Genomic DNA, 17,401 nt, shown 5'->3' with positions numbered 1-17,401 from the left:
CGACCGCGTGACCCGTGCCGACGATCGCGGCGCGCGTATCGGACCTCCGGCCGGTCAGGGGACCTGGTGGATGTCGATGATTGCTTGGTTGTTGCTGATGTACGGCGCGCGCAAGGTGACACCGGGCGGGTCGTCGGCTCGGGATTGGGTGGCGCCGAGGACGACAGTGTCGCCGAAGGTGTGCGGGTCCGGGCTCAGGCCTCCGGTGCCGCCGCGGATGGCTCCGGTTAGGGCGAAAGTGCCGGAGTCGCCGACGACAGTAATCGCTAGCGTGTTCCCACGGAACTTGATCTTCTGGCCGCTGTCGACCAGGACTTGGCAGTCACCGTCCGCACAGGCCATCAGGTTGCTGCCGTCCTTGGCCTTCGGCGCCGGCCGCGGCTTCGGGGTCGGCGTAGGCGGTGGCGTGGCAGTCGAGGGGGCAGTTGGCGTGGGGGTCGTGCTGGCTGGGGCGGATGGGCTTTGCGTACCGGAGGGCTCCTCGGTCGAACCGCAGGCGGCGAGCAACAGGAGAGCGGCCAGCGTGGCCGGTACGGACTTCATGACGGTCAGGATGAGGGGCCTGCCGGGCCAACTGACTCGCTTGGCCGCAACCGGTCAATGGCGTCGTCTATCAAGCATTGCTGACGTTGTACCGAGATCCTCGACATCTTTGAAGGCGCGACAGCCGTTGCAGCCAGGTGCCCGACGCCTGCTAGTGGTACGAACACCTCCGTCGACAGTCCGCGTGGACGGCGGACGATGTCGGTGCGCGCTTCGTCCTCGAGGAACAGCACGATCGGTACGACGTACGGTGCGCCGGCTGCGACGTTCTCGTTGTGGCGTTGCACGATGCGGAGCAATCCGGGGCGATGTCGGAGAGTGTTGTCCCATCAGCGCGCCACCCTCGGTGTGTGATGACTCCGAGCTTGAATCGCCGATGTTCGAGGGGGCAAGGCTGGTTCGCTCGATCTCGGCATGGCTTCAGGAGTCCTGTGAGTAGATGAGGGCTGTGTACGGCGGGAGTGCGACGCCGGCGCTGCACGGCATGCCGTCGCGGGGTATATCGCTTGCGACCGTGTCAAAGGTGTCCTGGGCTCCGAAGTCGGGGCTGTAGCCCTTCCAGTCGGTGTTGCAGCGCAGGTGCCAGGTCCCGGCCCTCGGGAGGCCGATGCGGTAGTCCTCGTACGCGCGGTTGGCGAGATTGGCGATGACGATGACGTCGTCCCGTGGACCGCCGGCGTTCCAACGGTGAAAGGCGAGGACTTTGCCGGATTCGTTGACGTGGTGGACGTTGACGAAGGGTCCGCGGAGGCCGCGGGTTGTTTGCTGTCGGTCCCGCCGTAGAGCGATGAGGTCGCCGTACAAGCTGAGGATGCCGGCGTAGGTGTCCGCTTTCGTCCAGTCCATGGGGTCGGTGTCACGGAACCATTCGTCCTCGAGCAACTCCTGGCCTTGGAAGATCATCGGGATACCAGGTGAGGTGAAGACGAGCGCTGCGCCGAGTGTCGATCGTTTCCGCGCGTACCAACTGCCGGGGTCTCCGGGCGTGATCTCCTGCGGTAAGCGGGCGCGGCCGTTGGCGACCTCATCGTGTGATTCGGTGTAGATCACGCGGCGAAGCCAACCTCCGGTGTAGGCGTGGCTGACCGCGTCGCACACCGCCTGTGTACTGCGGTCCGCGTCGTCGATCGCGGTCAACGCGCGGCGGACCGGGTGCACGAAGGCCGCATCCCATTGGCTCCCGAAGCCGGCGCCGCCGTCGCGTGTCACCCAGTCGTTGGTCTGCAGGTCCTCGGCGATGTGGAGTTTCCACGGCTGGCGAGCGCTGGTCTCACTGGTGACGCGTTGCATCAGGCGCCAGCCGTCGGGGATGTCCCCGGACGAATCGTTGCCACCCCACCGATTACGGATGAGGGCGGTCGCGTCCCAACGCAGCCCGTCGATGCGGAACTCCTCCAGCCACATCCGCGCGTTGTCGGCAAGGTACTGAGTGACCTCCGGGCGGCCGTAGTCCGGCCTGTCTCCGAAGGGAGTCTTGCGGCGGTCGTCGTTGTAGAAGTAGATGCCGCCGCCGTCACCCTCGTGCCAGCCGTCGAATCGCCAGATGTCGAGGTCTTGCGGACCCAGATGGTTGTAGACGACATCGATAAACACCGCGATATCACGGTCGTGGGCAGCGCGAATGAGTTGCTTCAGCCGGTGTGGTCCGCCATAGATTTGTTCGACCGCGAAGATGTGGGCCGGGTTGTAGCCCCAGGAGAAATCGCCCATGAATTCGCTGGCCGGCATGAGTTCGATGGCGCTGACACCAAGGCCGGACAAATGGTCGAGTCTGGCCTCGACGCTGTCGAAACTGCCCGGTGGGCCGCCGACGGTGTCGTTGTACGTACCGACGTGCAATTCATAGATCACCAGGTCGTCCCATGACGGTGTGCGGTAATCGTGCTGTCCCCAGTCGAAGTCGATCGTGGACACGATCGACCTGCCGGCCGAGTTCGTGAGTTCGCGGGCGTAGGGATCGTTGCGTTGCTGGGGATCCGCGCCGCCCAGTTGAAACTTGTAGTGGGCGCCCGCGACGACACCGTCGACATCGGCTGACCAGAGGCCCGCCGACTCGGCCGCAAGCGTGACGGTCACGTCCGCGCCGTCTGGTCCGAGCACGACGGAGACGTCGGTCGCATGGGGCGCCCATACGCGGAACGTCACCCCTCCGTCGTAGACAGTGGCGCCCATTCCAGCGCGGAACGACGGTGCGAGGCTGACGCGGATTCCGCTCATCTCTCCTCCTGGCTGATCGCATTTACGGTCACCATACGCGCGGTTGACGGTGGTGAGACTCAACGAGCACGGTGGCGGCAATAATTGAAGCGAATGTTTCTATTTTGGGGAGAAGTCTCAAGGCTGAAACAAGGGTGAATTCGTCTTTGGCTAATTGCGGTCGATGATTGCGGAACAGCAGCTGGGACCGCCAACGCAGTACTCGAGCTCGGCGTCACCGAACCCCCAGCCTTCGCCCTCGTCCCGACGACTGACAATCACCGGCACTCACCCGGCACCACCCACTGCTACCTAACCCTCGCCGCCCCTTCGCCGTCAGGTCGCGTTGCTGCCGCAACAGTCGCGCCTGCATCTGGTCGCTGCGAGCGATGTCTTCAACCTGTCCGGATACGACGCCATCGAGGCGGTCGACCGGCCATTAGGCGGCCGCCGCCGCGTGGTCGTGCAAGCCATCGATCGTGACGAGGGATGCCCGGACTGCGGGGTGTTCTCCACGAAGGTGCACGCCTGGGTCAGATAGCAGGTCCGCGACATCCCGGTGCGGCGACACGGTCGAGGTCGTCGTCGGCAAGCGCCGCATGGTCTGTGCCGAACCGGCGTGCGGGCGGCCGTTCGCCCAGGCCAGCGAGTAGTTGCCGGCCCGTGCCCGATGTCTGACCTGCCGACAGGACCACCTCGCCGATGCAGTGCGTACCTTGGACATCCGCCGACGGTGTACATCCACCAAGATCTCCTCTGCGAGGGCGCGTGCACAGAGTGACGACGATCCCACGGACGCGGCCGAGCGAATGTTCCGCCGCAGGATTGCTGCTGCAGATGCGACGATCACGCGGCTTCAACGGGCGCTGGAGGCCGGCTGGGATCCCGAGGCGTTGACCAGTCGGAACATACAACGCTGCCGTGGCCGAGAAGAAGGCTGCACTCGCCGGGCTGGTGGCCATAGAGCCGACCGAGCGGTTGAGTGCTGAAGACATCCGCGCGATGGTGGGCGGCGGGTGGTGGCCGGCGAATGATGTGGCCGTTCACGGCGAGCGTTCCGCAGCGATGCGAATGTCGCCCATGAGTGCGGCGAAGCGGCCGGGTTCGTCGAACGGCGGGGTGTGTCCTGAGTTCTCGAAGACCACGTACTTCTTGCTGGGTGCCGCTATGAGGTTGAACCACTCACGCGCCAGGGTCTCGCGGCCGGCGGCCTCGTGGCTGCCCTCGACGAGGTAGACCGGGACGCCGAGGCGCGGCACGTCGACACGGAAGTCGGTGTTGCTGAGCTGGGGATTGAGCACGTTGAACGTTTCGGCGATCGCGGCCATGCCGCGAAGCTGCTCGATGAGCGTGTACTCGCCGACAAACAAGCTGGCCGGGTACTCCGCGGCGGCGTTGTAGTCCTTGCCATGCTCGAAGTCCATCCACTGTGCGTTCGAGGCGATCGCCACGGGATAGTCGAGTGTGTCGGCGTACGGCGGCTCGCCGAGTTCACGCAGTGCGTCTGCCGTGCCGTCATCACCGCGGGCCACTGCGTCGGCCAGGCTTTCGGCGTACATCAGCTTGTCGGTCTCGAACGGGTCCACCATCTGACCGGTGCCGACGTAGGCGTGGAACAACTCAGGGGAGCGCTGCACCGCGAGCGTGCCGATGATGGTGCCCCACGAGCTCCCCACCAGGTAGATCTTCTGCTCGTCGAAGCGGTCGCGCAGATAATTGGTGACCGCCAAGGTGTCGTCGACCATCTGCTCCACGGTGAGGGTCGAGCGTGGCTCGAGTGCGTCGTAGGACTTGCCGGTGCCGCGCTGGTCCCAAGTGGCGACGACGAATTTCTGTTCCAGGTCCTCACCGGAATTGCGGATGCGGCCGAGCCCGGTCCCGCCGGGACCACCCTCGAGGAACAGGAGTACGGGGGACTGTGCGGACACGCCACGCAGCATGATCGACTGGCCGTGTCCCCCGATCTGCACATCGACGAGCTCGGCGACGCTGCCCGTGAGCGGCTCCCCGTTCTCTCCGAGGATCGCTTCGGTGGAGGCCGGCCGCAGGATGCCGGCAACCAGCACGATGACGGCCAGAGTGGGAAGGGCGAGAAAACCGCGGCGCAGCCAGTGACGTTTGCGGACCGGCTCAGACGGTCCTTGGGGCTGCTTGGCCAGCGCGACTCCGTAAACAAGACCCGCGACCATCGGCAGCAGCACGAGGAGGGCGTCGACCCCACGACCGGCAACCAGCGCCATCACGCCGTAGAGGTTGTCGAGACGGATGCCATCGACAGTTGGACCCTGAACACGCATCCGGGCCACCTCATACACCAGCATGAACACTGCCGGTGCGAGCAGCATGGCCCAACGCGATCGCATCAGCCATCCGGCCGCGAACCCGACCGCAAGCGCCGCCACGACAGCGATGAGCGCCTCAACTGTTGTCACGGGACCCCGGGGAATCAGCCAGCCCGCGACTACGCCCGCCATCCCGGCAACCGCCGCCGCTTCCAACGCTCTGGTGCGCGTTTGGGTGGCACCGAGATTGTCGGACCCTTCTTTGCGGACGTGCATCTTCGCCTCCGTGGGCCTCATGTCGGAACGCGGTCCCAACTCCTTCACCGTCGCCTCGCCCGGGCATGGTGTGTAGAGGCGAAAGCCTCGCGAACGGAGGCACAACGGAGGGGTTGGCGGTCCGCAAGAGCGGCGTTTGGCGCGTACAGCTCTATCGGTCGTGTAATCGTGGACCGCACCAGTCGATGACCGTGCGGGCGTAATCGGCTGGCACTTCCAACGGCGGCGCATGACCGACGCGGGGGAGGGCCACCAGGTTCCAATCGGGCCGTTGACCTGTCCAGTCATCGATCGACGAGGGGGGAGTGAGGCGATCCTCGTCGCCCCAGACAAGAAGAGTTGGCGAGGCAACCCGGCGCATCGCCTCGAGTACGGGTCGCCGCCGGACGAACATCAGCGACAGCAGCGAGACATATACCGTGACCGCGTTTCCCAAACGCGTCGGCTCGACCGCCGACATCTCGTCCCGCATGAGACCGGCGATTTCGTCCGACATTCTCGTCAGGTCACCGCCCGTACTCCACTTGCTGCCCGCGATCGAGGCGGGATCGTCCAGCACCCGCAGTTGCGCTGCGAGGATTCGCCGACCCGAAGTGCGGAGCAGCACAAGGGCGACCGGTGCGACGACGGCCAGCCCCGCCCTGCCGAGGGTTTGCCACAGGCGCGCCTCGCGGGCGCTCAGCGGGGGAGGAAGTGCAGGCACCACCAAAATGAGCCCGGCGACCCGTTCGGGCGCCTGGTCGGCGAACAGCAACGAAATCATCCCGCCCGCCGACCAGCCGTGAACCACGACCCGATCTAGCTCGAGTGCGTCAACGAAATCGCGCAGGAACAGCACGTTGGAGTCGATGCTCGCCGCACGCCGGTTCGGCAGCGCGGTGTGGCCGGCGATGGTGCCGGGCAGGTCCACCGCGATCGCGTGCGTGTCTGGTCGCAGTTCCGCGAGTACGTCGAGCCAGTTCGAGGCGCTGTTGGCCGGGTTGGGGACGAGTAGGTGAACCGGCATCTCCGACGTCCGCGTCTGATCAGATACCAGGTAGTGCACCTTCGTGCCGTGCACATCGACTGTCTCGCTGCGAATTCCGGACCAGCGAGCCGCACGCTCACCCCAGTCGGTGTACTGCACCACTCCAGGCTACCGCCCGTCGACAGGGGCTTGGGCGAGCTCACCGCCCGCGCCTGGTTCCCCTCGTTTGTCACTGGTGACGCGTCTCCTGCGGGCACCGTTCAGGCCTGCGGCAGAGCGTGGTCGTCTCCGCGACGTACGGCGTCGGCAGCCTGATCGGCGACACGGTCTGCTGACGCCGGTTCGAGGACGACGACGGGGATCTGACGGTCGGTGCGTTGCTGGTAGCGCCTGTACCCTCGTCGGCAATCGGCGCTGTGAGGATGGTGGTCCGTCGCTGCCCCGTCTTCCGGCCGATGGTCAGGAGCCCGACCACCGTCATACCTGCGGCCCGGCCGAACACCCGGCCCTTCGACCGGAAGAACACGGCCCCGTGCAACTTGGTAAAGGCTCTGTAGAGCGCGTCCTTGGCTCGCATCATGATCACCTCAGTATGGCGGCGTCCGGACGCCGGCTTCGCCGCGTGTTGTCAGCGGCCCAGGAGTTTGTCGAGCCAGCTGCCGCCCTGGCGTTCGGCCTTCGGGTGGCCGGGGCACCACAGGTCGGCAGGAACGGTCGCCTTGACTTGTGCGACGTGCTGCCCGCAGCCGGCCCAGGTCGTCTTGGAACAGGTCTTGCAGGTGACGGGTCGGCACATGCTGGTTTCTCCTTGTCGCGTTCGGGTGTACGACGTCAGACTTGCGGGCGGATGAGTTGGAGGCCGGTCTTTGCCGCGTTCTCGAACTGGTCGTCGACAGCGACAAGGGTGCGGCCGGCGGCGTGCAGGAACGAGGCTGCGATGGAGGCGCGGTAGCCGGCGGCGCAGTGGACCCACACCTCCCCGGGCGGTACTTCGGCGATGCGTCGCGGCAGCTCGTGGATGGGGATGTTGACTGCTCCCTCGATCCGCGCGGCGCTGTGTTCCTCGGTACGGCGTACGTCCAGCACGACGACGTCGCGATGATGCCGGACCTGTTCGAGATCGGCGAAGCCGGCGGTCGGGAAGGACACAGGTGTCGCGACACTCCACTGGTCAGGTCCGCCGGTTGCGTGGGCCGCTGGGCGGTCGATGCCGATCCGAACCAGTTCGCGCTGCGCCTGTTGGGCATCCGCGGCGGTCTCGCCGAGTAACGTCACCGGTGTGCCCCAGGTGATCAGCCAGCCGAGGTAGGTGGAGAAGGCGCCGTCGCGCCCGAAGTTGAGGGTGCCGGGTGCGTGGCCGGCCGCGAAGGTGGTGCGGGTGCGCAGATCGACGACCCATTCGCCGGCTTCGATCCGGCGGCGCAGCTCGGCGGCGTCGGCAAGCTCGGGGAGCGAGAGGTCGGGAGCACCGGGTCCGGCGGAGTTGGCGGGTGCCATGTGTGTGTAGTAAGCGGGCCAGGCGCCGAGACCGTCGAGCAGGTCGCGGACGTAGTCCTCTTCGTCCTGAGTCAGGACGGGGTTGGAGCGCCTTTCCTGCCCGATGGTCGATTCGGCCGCGGCGGACTGCGTGGCGGAGCAGAACGAGCCGAATCCGTGGGTGGGGTAGACCTCGGTCTCGTCGGGGAGCGCCCGGGCGAGTTTGTGTGCGGAGTGGTGCTGATGACGGGCGAGAGCGTCGGTATGGTCCGGGCCCAGGAGATCGGGCCGTCCGGTCGCGCCGTACAGCAGGGACCCGCCGGTGAAGACCGCGACGGGTTGGTCGTTGTCGGTGAGGGCGTAGGACAGGTGGGTGAATGTGTGGCCGGGGGTGTGGATCGCGCGGACCCGCATCCGGTCGCCGATCCGGACGGTGTCGCCGTCGTGCAGCGGCGTGCGGTCGAACGAGACGTTGTCGTCGGCATTGACCAGGTACGCAGCGTCAGTGGCCTGGGCGAGTGCGAAGCCGCCGGTGACGTAGTCGTTGTGGATGTGGGTCTCGAAGACGTGGGTCAGGCGTACGGCGTCGGTCCGGAGGATCTCCAGGATGCGATCGATGTCGCGTTGTGGGTCGATGACGAATGCGACGTCGCCGTCGTGGACGAGGTAACTGCGGTCACCGAGCGACGGCGTCTCGATGGTCCGGATGGTCAGACGGCTCTGGTCGGTCATCGCGTCCTCACTTGCGGATGGAGCGTCCCGAGGTACTCCTGGTTATCCCCCTAGGGGGTTCTGATCTCGACGGTAACACATCCCGCTGGGGGGATGTAGAATTGGTGGCGACGACGCTGATCCAGTGCTTCGTGGAGCTGACCGAGGAGATTCGATGGAGTTCGAGCCGGATGAGATCAAGCCGATCATCACGCGGATGAAGCGCGCTCACGGGCATCTCGGCAGCGTGATCCGGATGATGGAAGAAGGTGCGGACTGCGAGTCGGTTCTGACCCAGCTCGCCGCCGTGAACAAGGCGCTTGCACGGTCCGGATACGCGATCGTCAGCACCGGTCTGCAGCACTGCCTCGCCGACGAGAGCAGCGACGTCGACGTGGCGAAGATGGAGAAGCTCTTCCTCGCCCTGGCTTGACGCGTTGGAATAGCTCAGTGATTATTGAGTCAATGAATGCTGAGAGATTCTCCGTGGTGGAGCGGGCCCGAATTCATGCCGCGCTCGGTGATCCAGTACGCCTCGCGATCGTGGACACCCTGGTGGCCGGTGATGCGGCGCCGGGTGAGCTCGGCGCGGCGTTGGAGTTGCCGACGAATCTGGTGGCTCATCATCTGAAGGTCCTGGAGGCGGCCGGTGTCGTCGCGCGGACGCGGTCCGAAGGCGACAGGCGGCGCACCTATGTGCAGCTCCGTCCCGAGGCGCTGACGTCGATCGCGACCCCGGCGTTGGCCGGCGCGGAGCGAGTGGTGTTCGTCTGCACGCAGAACTCGGCGCGTTCCCAGTTGGCCGCGGCGATCTGGTCGCGGCGCAGCCGGGTCCCGGCGTTGTCCGCGGGCACGCACCCGGCGGAGCGTGTGCATCCGCGAGCCGTGAAGGTCGCCCGGCGGCACGGACTGGATCCGGCCGGGTGGCGCACCGCGCGGCTGCGGGACGTCGTACGGCGTGACGATCTGCTGATCGCGGTGTGCGACAACGCGTACGAGCATCTCGAGCACGAAACCCGCCTGCACTGGTCGATCCCCGACCCGGCCCCGGCCGACACCGACGCGGCCTTCGAAGCCGCGTACACCGAACTCGCCGATCGGATCGACCGGTTGGTGCCTGCATTGTCACGTGAGGGGAGCGCGCGATGACTGAACTTGCCTGGCACCGCCGCGAAGACCTGTCAATCGACCAAAGCCTCGCTCTGCGCACCGCGGCTGCTCGACTGGCCGACGAGTTCTCCGGTGTCTACGGTCCGGAGACTGTCGAGCGGTTCCTGCACTCCAGCTACGACCAGTTCGCTACGGGGAGCACGGTCCCGAACTTCCTTCCCCTGCTGGCCGAACGGTTCGCGAGGCAACGACTCGGCGCGCTTGCCCGGGTCGAGGGTCACCACGACGACGGCAGGCCGGTCGTCCTGTTTCTGTGCGTGCACAACGCCGGCCGGTCGCAGATCGCGCTGGGGTTCTTCCAGCAGTTGGCCGGTGCTCGCGCGGTCGCGTGGTCCGGTGGCTCCGAGCCTGGGCTCGAGGTGAACCCTGCTGCGGTGGCTGCGATGGCCGAGCGCGGGATCGACATCTCCACCGAGTACCCGAAGCCTTGGACCGACGAGGTCGTGCGGGCCGCGGATGTGGTGGTGACGATGGGCTGCGGTGACTCGTGCCCGATCTTCCCCGGTACACGGTACGAGAACTGGGATCTCGGCGACCCGGCCGGCCTCGACGTCGCCGACGTACGCCCGATCCGCGACGAGATCGAGCGCCGCGTTCGTGCCCTGCTCGGCGAACTGGAGGTTGCGGTGGGCAACGGATGAGCTTGGCGTTGTGGCGGCGGGTTGTCGCGGAGGGGACCGGGACGGGGTTGCTGGTGACGGTTGTCGTCGGTTCGGGGATCGCGGCCGCTCAACTACCGCCCGGCGACACTGGACTGCAGTTGCTGGAGAATTCGTTCGCGACTGCGCTCGGGCTGGCTGTTCTGATCTTGATGCTCGGGCCGGTGTCCGGTGCGCATTTCAATCCGGTCGTGTCGGTTGTCGATTGGTGGCTCGGCCGGCGGACCGGCGCCGGCCTGAGTCTGCGGGATCTGTCAGCGTACGTCGCGGCGCAGGTCGTCGGTGCGATCGCGGGCGCGGTGCTGGCCGATGTGATGTTCGGGCTGAGCGCTGTTTCGTGGTCGACGACGCACCGGTCCGCGGGTCACTTGTGGATCGGGGAGACGGTCGCTACCGCGGGGTTGATCCTGCTGATCTTCGCGCTCGTCCGGTCGGGTCGCGGCGCCGTCGTACCTGTTGCTGTTGGCGCGTATATCGGCGCGGCTTACTGGTTCACCTCGTCGACGTCGTTCGCGAACCCTGCCGTGACGGTCGGCCGTGCGTTCAGTGACACGTTCGCCGGGATCGCACCTGGTTCCGTTCCTGGTTTCGTTTTCTTCCAGGTGATCGGCGCGGTCGTCGGCGCCGGCCTGGTTGTCGTGCTGTACCCCGAGCTGGGCGACTCCGCGGAGGAGTCCGCCGTACCGGATCTGGAGTTGCATCGTGAGTAAGCCTGTTGTGCTGTTCGTCTGCGTCCACAACGCCGGCCGCTCGCAAATGGCAGCCGGGTGGCTGCGGCACCTTGCCGGCGACACCGTGGACGTCCGGTCGGCCGGATCTGAGCCGCGGGACCAGGTCAACCCGACCGCGGTCGAGGCGATGCGCGAGGTCGGGATCGACATCACCGGGAACGTCCCGCAGTTGCTCGCCACCGAGGACGTCCGGGCGAGCGACGTCGTGATCACCATGGGGTGTGGCGACGCCTGCCCGATCTTCCCCGGCAAACGTTACGAGGACTGGGAACTCACCGACCCCGCCGGCCAGCCGATCGAGGTCGTTCGCCAGGTCCGTGACGATATCCGCGGTCGTGTGGAGAAGCTCGTCGCCGACCTCACCGCCAGCCGATGACGAATTGGCTCAGGTAGCTGGTTCGGGGGTTGTCAGCGTGGCTGCTATCTGGTGAGACCAGGCGCGGATGTCGCGCCAGTCTCTGGAGTCGCCGACCAGGCGTTCGAGGTCGTGGTTGTGGAGGACGGCGTCTGCTTGGAGGTCGCCGGCGAAGGTCTTGATCGGTGGTGCCTGGAACGCGCGGGCCAAGCGGCTCACGTCGGGCGGGACGGGTTGCTCCTCGTCACGGCTCGCGCCGATCGGGCCGGAGTGGAAGAGCCAGACGTCGCGGGTGCGGAGTTGGCGCTCGTGCCGGCTGAGGAACCGGACCGCCTCGGGCAGCCAGCGACCTTGGTAGACCGCGCTGCCCAGGACGATGGCGTCGTACGGCGTGACGGCCTGGACTGCCCCGACTTCGTGGACGTCGACGCTGAGGCCGGAGGTGCGGAGCTCGGCTCCGATGGCGCCCGCGATGCTCGCGGTCGCGCCCATCTTGGTGGCGTAGGCGACCAGCACGTTCTTGGACATCAGATGCTCCTTCGATCCTGGAAGACGTCGCGGGCCGCCGGTACGGCGAAGGCCAGGGCGGGGACGCACCAGAGCCAGAAGCCCCAGCCGAACAGCACCAGCGCCAGATGGAAGAGGATCACGGCGACGTAGCCGAGGCGGCGGATCTTGACCAGGAGGATGGCGATGGCGAGTTCGCCGGCGGCGAGCAGCAAGGCCCACAGGGTGGGGTGAGCCATGAAGGTGTTCTGCCAGGCGTCGGTGGTCCAGGTGAACAACGCGGCGTCGGCGAAGCCGTCGTACGAGCGCGGTGTGGTCAGGGCCAGCACGGTATGGATGCCGGCACCGGAGGCGAAGAGCGCGACGAATCCCCAGAGGATCGCGCGCCAGATGGTTGCCGAAGGTATCTGGGTGGCTGGTGCGGTCATGTCAGCCTCCGATGGCGGCGGCGGGGATGATCGCGACGGGGCAGTCGGCGTGGTGGAGGACGGTTTGGCTGACCGAGCCGATGAGCATGCCGGCGAAGCCGCCGCGACCGCGGGCGCCGAGGACGATCAGGGCTGCGTCCGATGACAGGCGCAGGATGTGCTCGGCGGGGTGGCCGGTGATCTGGATGAGCTCGGCGTCGTGGCCGTCATGTTTGTGGACGGCCTCGCGAAGCTGGTCCTCGGTGAGACGGTGCAGGTCGGTCCCGATTGGCTGCGCGGCGATGACGCGTACGGCGAGGTTGTGGCGGCGGGCGTAGACGATGCCGTAGTCGAGGGCGGTGTCGCCGGCGGGTGATCCGTCGTACCCGATGACGACGCGGGTTCCGTCGAGTTCGGCGAGGCCCGGGCGTACGACGACCACCGGGCACCGGGCGTTCGCTGCGAGGTCGAGGCCGGTCGCACCGACGAGCGCCCCGGCCATCACGCCGAGCCCACGGCTCCCGATCACCACGACCTCCGCATCGCTGGAGGCCTTGACGAGAACCGTTGACGGCGTGCCCTTGTCGATCCGGGTGTCGATCTCGATGCCCGGGGCCAGCCCGCGGGCCAGCCGGACTGCGCGATACACGACTTCACCGGCGCTGGACGCGGGCTCGTGAGCTGCGACGGCGTGGAGCATGCGGAGGTTGCTGCGCAACGACGCCGCTTCCACCGCCGCCCATTTGATGGCGATGTCGGCGGCTGGCGATCCGTCGATGCCTACAACCACGGGCTTGTGCCTCATGCCTCCTCCTGAGCTCTCTCCTTCGAGCATCGCCCGTTCTGGCGGTGCGCGCACCGGCCGATCGGTCCTCCGGCAGTGAGGTCTTTCGGCCCTATGGGTGACGGCCGGACCCGCGTTGGCTCAAAAGGGAATGGCCCGTCGAGCTGAAGGAGGACCCGATGCCAAGCATCCGGATCACGGCCACCGCGGTTGCTCGCGAGGCGATCCGTCATCTGAGCGACACCCGCGGCGCGCCCGTGATGTTCGTCCAGTCCGGTGGTTGTTGCGCCGGGAGTACGCCGATGTGCTACCCGGAGAACGAGTTCCTGGTTGGCCCCGGTGACGTTCTGCTCGGCGAGGTCGAAGGCAGCCCGTTCTACATCGATCGGCACCTCGACCAGGCCTGGGGCGAGACGACGTTCCTGCTCGACGTCGCGCCCGGAGGACCGGAGGGATTCTCCCTTCCGGCGGGGCTCGGAGGGCATTTCGTCACTCGCTCCGCCAGCTGTGCACCTGAATCCATCACGCATGCACCTGAAAGGACCGTCATGAAAGCAGCAGTTGTCACCGACTTCAGCAAGCCTCTCGAGATCCAGGAGCTGCCGATTCCCGAGCCGGGCCCGGGCGAGGTCCTGGTCCGGATGGAGACCAGCGGGCTGTGTCACACCGACATCCATGCCGCGCGAGGGGACTGGCCGGTGAAGCCGACGCCGCCGTTCGTCCCGGGGCACGAAGGGATCGGTGTGGTGGAGCGGTTGGGCGCCGACGTGACCGAACGTACCGTCGGCGACCGAGTCGCGATCGCCTGGCTGGGCTACGCCTGTGGCACGTGCAAGTACTGCATCAGCGGCTGGGAGACGCTCTGCCTGGAGCAGCGCAACTCCGGATACTCGGTGAACGGCAGCTTCGCCGAGTACGCCGTCGTACCCGCTGCCTTCGCGACCCTGGTACCGGACGGAGTCTCGTCACGGGACGCCGCACCGCTGACGTGTGCCGGAGTGACGACGTACAAGGCGATCCGGGTGGCCAAGGTGGTGCCGGCCGAGACGGTCGCGATCTTCGGCATCGGGGGCCTGGGACACCTGGCCCTGCAGTACGCGCGGATCGTGGGCGGCATCACCATCGGCGTCGACATCGAGGACAGCAAGCTGAAGATGGCCAAGGAGCTCGGTGCGGACCACGTGGTGAACGCGGCGAAGACCGATCCAGTCGAAGCGATCCAGGCTCTCGGCGGTGCCGATGTGGCCGTCGTACTGGCCGTGAACCCGCGGGTGTTCGACCAGGCGTTCCAGTCGCTGCGCCGCGGTGGGCGTCTGGTCTGTGTGGCATTGCCGGCGGACGACGGTGCGATGACCCTGCCGATCTTCGACACCGTGCTGAACGGCAAGAGCGTGATCGGTTCGATCGTTGGCACGCGCAACGATCTCGCCGACGTGTTCGCCCTGCACGCCGCGGGGCGGACCCGGGTGATCGCCGTCGACCGCAAGCTCGACGACGTCAACCAGTCGATCACGGATGTCCTGGCCGGTGACGTCCCGGCCCGTGTCGTCTTCCAGTTCTGATGAACCTGCTGATCGGCTGCCCGGCCGAGACCGAGTGGCACGAGAGCCGCGTGGCGGTCACACCCGAAGTGGTGGGGCGGCTGCGCCGGACCGGCCTCGACCTGATCGTGGAGGCCGGCGCGGGACGCGGCGCTGGTTTCCCGGACGAGGCGTACGTCGCGGCCGGCGCGCGCGTTGCGGATCGGTCGGCGGTGTTCGCCGAGGCGGACATCCTGACGGTGATTCACCGGCCGGATTGTCAGCGTCTGCGGGCCGGCCAGATCGTGATCGGTCTGCTTCATCGTTACGACGATCCTGACGAACTGGCGGAGGTTACGGCGCTGAGCTTCGAGGGGCTACCGCGCACCCTCAGCCGGGCGCAGTCGATGGACGTGCTCACCTCGCAGGCCAACGTGGCCGGGTACAAGGCCGCAGTCCTCGCGGCGGACACGTTCGGAGGCTTCTTCCCGATGATGATGACCGCAGCCGGGACGGTCCGTCCGGCCAAGGTGCTCGTGCTCGGCGGAGGAGTCGCGGGGCTGCAGGCAATCGGTACCGCGCGGCGCCTGGGCGCACTGGTGACCGGGTACGACGTCCGCGAAGCCGCACGCGCCGACATTGCCTCGACCGGTGCCGCCGTACTGGATCTCAAGGTCACGGCCGAGGGGGACGGCGGCTACGCAAGGACGCTGACCGCCGAGGAACAAGCGGAACAGCAGAAGGCTCTGGTGGACGCGATCCGGGACTTCGACGTCGTCATCACGACAGCTCAGGTGCCGGGTCACCGTCCGCCGGAACTGGTGCCGGCCCAGGCGCTAGGGGCGCTGGCGCCTGGGTCGGTGGTCGTCGATCTGGCCGCCGGGCCGTTGGGCGGCAATGTGGCGGGTTCGGTGCCGGACAGCCGGACCGAGACGGAGAACGGTGTGGTGGTGCTTGGCGCCGGCAACCTTCCGGCGCAGGTTCCACGCGCGGCGTCGTCCGCCTGGGCGCGCAACGTCGCGGCGTTGCTCGAGCACCTAATCCATGACGGTTCCGTCGTACTCGATCCCGAGGACGAGATCACGGCCGGGCTACTCGTGCAGGCGAAGGAGGCAGTGTCATGACAGCTGTGCTGCTGGCAGACATCACGGTCTTCGTGCTGAGCGTGCTGGTCGGGTTCGAGGTCATCTCGAAGGTCCCGGCCACCCTGCACACCCCGCTGATGTCCGGGGCGAACGCGATCCACGGCGTGGTGGTGATCGGCGTGATGATCATTGCCGCAAGCATCGACACCACGATCGGGTACCTGCTGCTGTTCGTCGCCGCGGCGTTCGCGGCCGCGAACGTGGTCGGCGGGTACGTCGTGACCGACCGGATGCTGGAGATGTTCCACGCGAAGCCGAAGGGCCAACGATGAATACCACGACGCACCTTCTCTATCTGGGTACGGCGGTCTGCTTCGTGCTCGGCCTGCACCTGATGAACTCGCCGGCGACCGCGCGCCGGGGCAACCAGCTGTCCGCGTTCGGGATGGCGGTCGCGATCGCACTGACTGTGGTCGTGCTGGTCGACGACGGAGCGATCACGGCCACTGCGGCGGTTGTCCTCGCCGTTGGCGTACTCGCCGGGGCGATGGCGGGGCTGGTCGCCGCGCGGCGGGTGAAGATGACCGCGATGCCGCAGCTCGTCAGCCTGTTCAACGCGGTCGGCGGCGGCGCGGCAGCCCTCATCGCGTTCACCGACGCACTCCCTGGTACGGCTGACGCGCCGGTCAGTACGACGCTCACCACGTTCCTCGACGTGTTGATCGGCGCGATCACGTTCTCGGGGTCCCTGGTTGCCGCGGGCAAGCTTGCCGGTGTCGTACCGGGACGTCCGCTGACCTTTTCGGGCGGCCGTGTGCTCAACCTGCTGCTCGCCCTGACCGCGCTGGGTGCTGGTGTCCTCTACACGGCTCACATCGGCGGGCTGGCAACGTTGAGTCTTCTGACCGGTGCCGCTCTGGTCATCGGCGTACTGGTGACGCTGCCGATCGGCGGCGCCGACATGCCCGTGGTGATCTCTCTGCTGAACGCCTGCACCGGCACCGCGGTGGCCATGGCCGGGTTCGTGATCGGCAGCACGCCGCTGATCATCGCGGGCGCACTGGTCGGCGCGGCCGGCGGCATCCTGACCAAGTTGATGGCCGTCGCCATGAACCGCTCGCTGCTGAGCATCGTCGCCGGCGGCTTCGGGACCGGTGACGAGCAGACCACACCAGCCATCGCAGCGAACGGCACAGTCCGCACCGTGACCGCCGATGACGCTGCGCTGCAGCTCGCGTACGCCGGGAAGGTCGTCATCGTCCCCGGGTACGGACTCGCCGCGGCGCAGGCCCAGCACGAGGTGGTCGAGCTTGCCCAGGCGCTGACCGAGCACGGTGCGGATGTCAGCTATGGCATCCACCCGGTGGCCGGCAGGATGCCCGGTCACATGAACGTCCTGCTGGCCGAGGCGAACGCGCCGTACCCGCAGCTCAAGGACCTGGACGAGATCAACCCGCAGTTCGCGGCGACCGACGTCGTCCTGGTCGTCGGCGCGAACGACGTGACGAACCCAGCCGCCCGAGGACCGGGGAACGCCGTGTCCGGGATGCCGATCCTGGACGTCGACAAGGCCCACAGCGTGATCGTGGTCAAGCGCTCGCTCGGGCACGGGTACGCCGGAGTCGACAACGAGCTCTACACCAACCCGCGCACCGCGATGCTGTTCGGAGACGCGAAGGCCGTGCTGACGGCGCTGATCAGCGAACTCCAGGCGTACGTTCGCTGAAGCTCA

The 17,401-nt window shown here is 67.2% G+C and carries 19 protein-coding genes; 9 read left to right on the top strand and 10 right to left on the bottom strand.

Annotated features, from left to right (window positions below; translation table 11 throughout):
- Positions 1-54: 54 nt before the first annotated feature.
- From OHB24_RS35325 to OHB24_RS35295, 7 genes are all read right to left on the bottom strand, one after another.
- The gene (locus OHB24_RS35325) at positions 55-543 is read right to left on the bottom strand and encodes a hypothetical protein (protein ID WP_327635245.1); all 489 of its coding nucleotides are present in this window, start codon (positions 541-543) and stop codon (positions 55-57) included.
- Between the two features lie 420 nt (positions 544-963).
- Positions 964-2,760, bottom strand: a complete 1,797-nt coding sequence (locus OHB24_RS35320) for an alpha-amylase family glycosyl hydrolase (RefSeq protein WP_327635244.1) — start codon at positions 2,758-2,760, stop codon at positions 964-966.
- Between the two features lie 1,022 nt (positions 2,761-3,782).
- Entirely contained in the window at positions 3,783-5,318 is a 1,536-nt protein-coding gene (locus OHB24_RS35315) for an alpha/beta fold hydrolase (protein ID WP_327635243.1), read from the bottom strand.
- Positions 5,319-5,448: 130 nt separating this feature from the next.
- Positions 5,449-6,423 (bottom strand): alpha/beta fold hydrolase, encoded by a 975-nt coding sequence (locus OHB24_RS35310; protein WP_327635242.1) that lies wholly within the window; start codon positions 6,421-6,423, stop codon positions 5,449-5,451.
- A 70-nt stretch (positions 6,424-6,493) separates the two neighbouring features.
- Positions 6,494-6,841, bottom strand: coding sequence for a hypothetical protein (locus OHB24_RS35305; protein ID WP_327635241.1), 348 nt, complete (start codon positions 6,839-6,841; stop codon positions 6,494-6,496).
- 51 nt (positions 6,842-6,892) lie between these two features.
- Entirely contained in the window at positions 6,893-7,060 is a 168-nt protein-coding gene (locus tag OHB24_RS35300; RefSeq protein WP_327635240.1) for a hypothetical protein, read from the bottom strand.
- Between the two features lie 35 nt (positions 7,061-7,095).
- The gene (locus OHB24_RS35295) at positions 7,096-8,472 is read right to left on the bottom strand and encodes an MBL fold metallo-hydrolase (protein ID WP_327635239.1); all 1,377 of its coding nucleotides are present in this window, start codon (positions 8,470-8,472) and stop codon (positions 7,096-7,098) included.
- 154 nt (positions 8,473-8,626) lie between these two features.
- Here OHB24_RS35295 and OHB24_RS35290 point away from each other — a divergent pair, with 154 nt between their 5' ends.
- Genes OHB24_RS35290 through OHB24_RS35270 form a run of 5 tightly spaced genes read left to right on the top strand, consistent with a single transcriptional unit; the run spans position 8,627 to position 11,387 of the window.
- A complete protein-coding gene (locus tag OHB24_RS35290) occupies positions 8,627-8,884 on the top strand; it encodes a metal-sensitive transcriptional regulator (RefSeq protein ID WP_327635238.1) in 258 nt (85 codons plus the stop codon).
- A 32-nt stretch (positions 8,885-8,916) separates the two neighbouring features.
- Positions 8,917-9,600 carry an arsenate reductase/protein-tyrosine-phosphatase family protein gene (locus OHB24_RS35285; protein WP_327635237.1) on the top strand — a complete coding sequence of 228 codons (684 nt, stop codon included), beginning with the start codon at positions 8,917-8,919 and terminating at the stop codon, positions 9,598-9,600.
- The gene (locus tag OHB24_RS35280; protein WP_327635236.1) at positions 9,597-10,262 is read left to right on the top strand and encodes an arsenate reductase ArsC; all 666 of its coding nucleotides are present in this window, start codon (positions 9,597-9,599) and stop codon (positions 10,260-10,262) included. Before OHB24_RS35285 ends, OHB24_RS35280 begins: the two co-directional genes overlap by 4 nt.
- Positions 10,259-10,990 carry an MIP/aquaporin family protein gene (locus OHB24_RS35275; protein ID WP_327635235.1) on the top strand — a complete coding sequence of 244 codons (732 nt, stop codon included), beginning with the start codon at positions 10,259-10,261 and terminating at the stop codon, positions 10,988-10,990. The genes OHB24_RS35280 and OHB24_RS35275 overlap by 4 nt, the downstream gene beginning before the upstream one ends.
- Positions 10,983-11,387 (top strand): arsenate reductase ArsC, encoded by a 405-nt coding sequence (locus OHB24_RS35270; protein WP_327635234.1) that lies wholly within the window; start codon positions 10,983-10,985, stop codon positions 11,385-11,387. Before OHB24_RS35275 ends, OHB24_RS35270 begins: the two co-directional genes overlap by 8 nt.
- Before the next feature lie 9 nt (positions 11,388-11,396).
- On the opposite strand, the gene OHB24_RS35265 is transcribed toward OHB24_RS35270, so the two are convergent.
- The 3 genes from OHB24_RS35265 to OHB24_RS35255 are packed head-to-tail and all read right to left on the bottom strand — an operon-like array spanning position 11,397 to position 13,085.
- Positions 11,397-11,894 carry a flavodoxin domain-containing protein gene (locus tag OHB24_RS35265; protein WP_327635233.1) on the bottom strand — a complete coding sequence of 166 codons (498 nt, stop codon included), beginning with the start codon at positions 11,892-11,894 and terminating at the stop codon, positions 11,397-11,399.
- Entirely contained in the window at positions 11,894-12,301 is a 408-nt protein-coding gene (locus tag OHB24_RS35260; protein WP_327635232.1) for a hypothetical protein, read from the bottom strand. Before OHB24_RS35260 ends, OHB24_RS35265 begins: the two co-directional genes overlap by 1 nt.
- 1 nt (position 12,302) lies before the next feature.
- Entirely contained in the window at positions 12,303-13,085 is a 783-nt protein-coding gene (locus OHB24_RS35255; RefSeq protein WP_327635231.1) for a universal stress protein, read from the bottom strand.
- 158 nt (positions 13,086-13,243) lie between these two features.
- On the opposite strand from OHB24_RS35255, the gene adhP reads away from it, so the two are divergent.
- Genes adhP through OHB24_RS35235 form a run of 4 tightly spaced genes read left to right on the top strand, consistent with a single transcriptional unit; the run spans position 13,244 to position 17,395 of the window.
- Positions 13,244-14,626, top strand: a complete 1,383-nt coding sequence (gene adhP / locus OHB24_RS35250) for an alcohol dehydrogenase AdhP (protein WP_327635230.1) — start codon at positions 13,244-13,246, stop codon at positions 14,624-14,626.
- A complete protein-coding gene (locus OHB24_RS35245; RefSeq protein WP_327635229.1) occupies positions 14,626-15,708 on the top strand; it encodes an NAD(P) transhydrogenase subunit alpha in 1,083 nt (360 codons plus the stop codon). The genes adhP and OHB24_RS35245 overlap by 1 nt, the downstream gene beginning before the upstream one ends.
- Positions 15,705-16,001: an NAD(P) transhydrogenase subunit alpha gene (locus tag OHB24_RS35240; RefSeq protein ID WP_327635228.1), complete on the top strand. Its 297-nt coding sequence runs from the start codon at positions 15,705-15,707 to the stop codon at positions 15,999-16,001. Before OHB24_RS35245 ends, OHB24_RS35240 begins: the two co-directional genes overlap by 4 nt.
- Positions 15,998-17,395 (top strand): NAD(P)(+) transhydrogenase (Re/Si-specific) subunit beta, encoded by a 1,398-nt coding sequence (locus OHB24_RS35235; protein ID WP_327635227.1) that lies wholly within the window; start codon positions 15,998-16,000, stop codon positions 17,393-17,395. The genes OHB24_RS35240 and OHB24_RS35235 overlap by 4 nt, the downstream gene beginning before the upstream one ends.
- Positions 17,396-17,401 lie beyond the last annotated feature (6 nt).

Origin of the sequence: Kribbella sp. NBC_00482, from assembly GCF_036013725.1 — a bacterium.
Taxonomy (GTDB): Bacteria; Actinomycetota; Actinomycetes; order Propionibacteriales; family Kribbellaceae; genus Kribbella.
The sequence above is the reverse complement of the archived record's forward strand: the minus strand, read 5'-3'. Positions and strand labels throughout refer to the sequence as shown.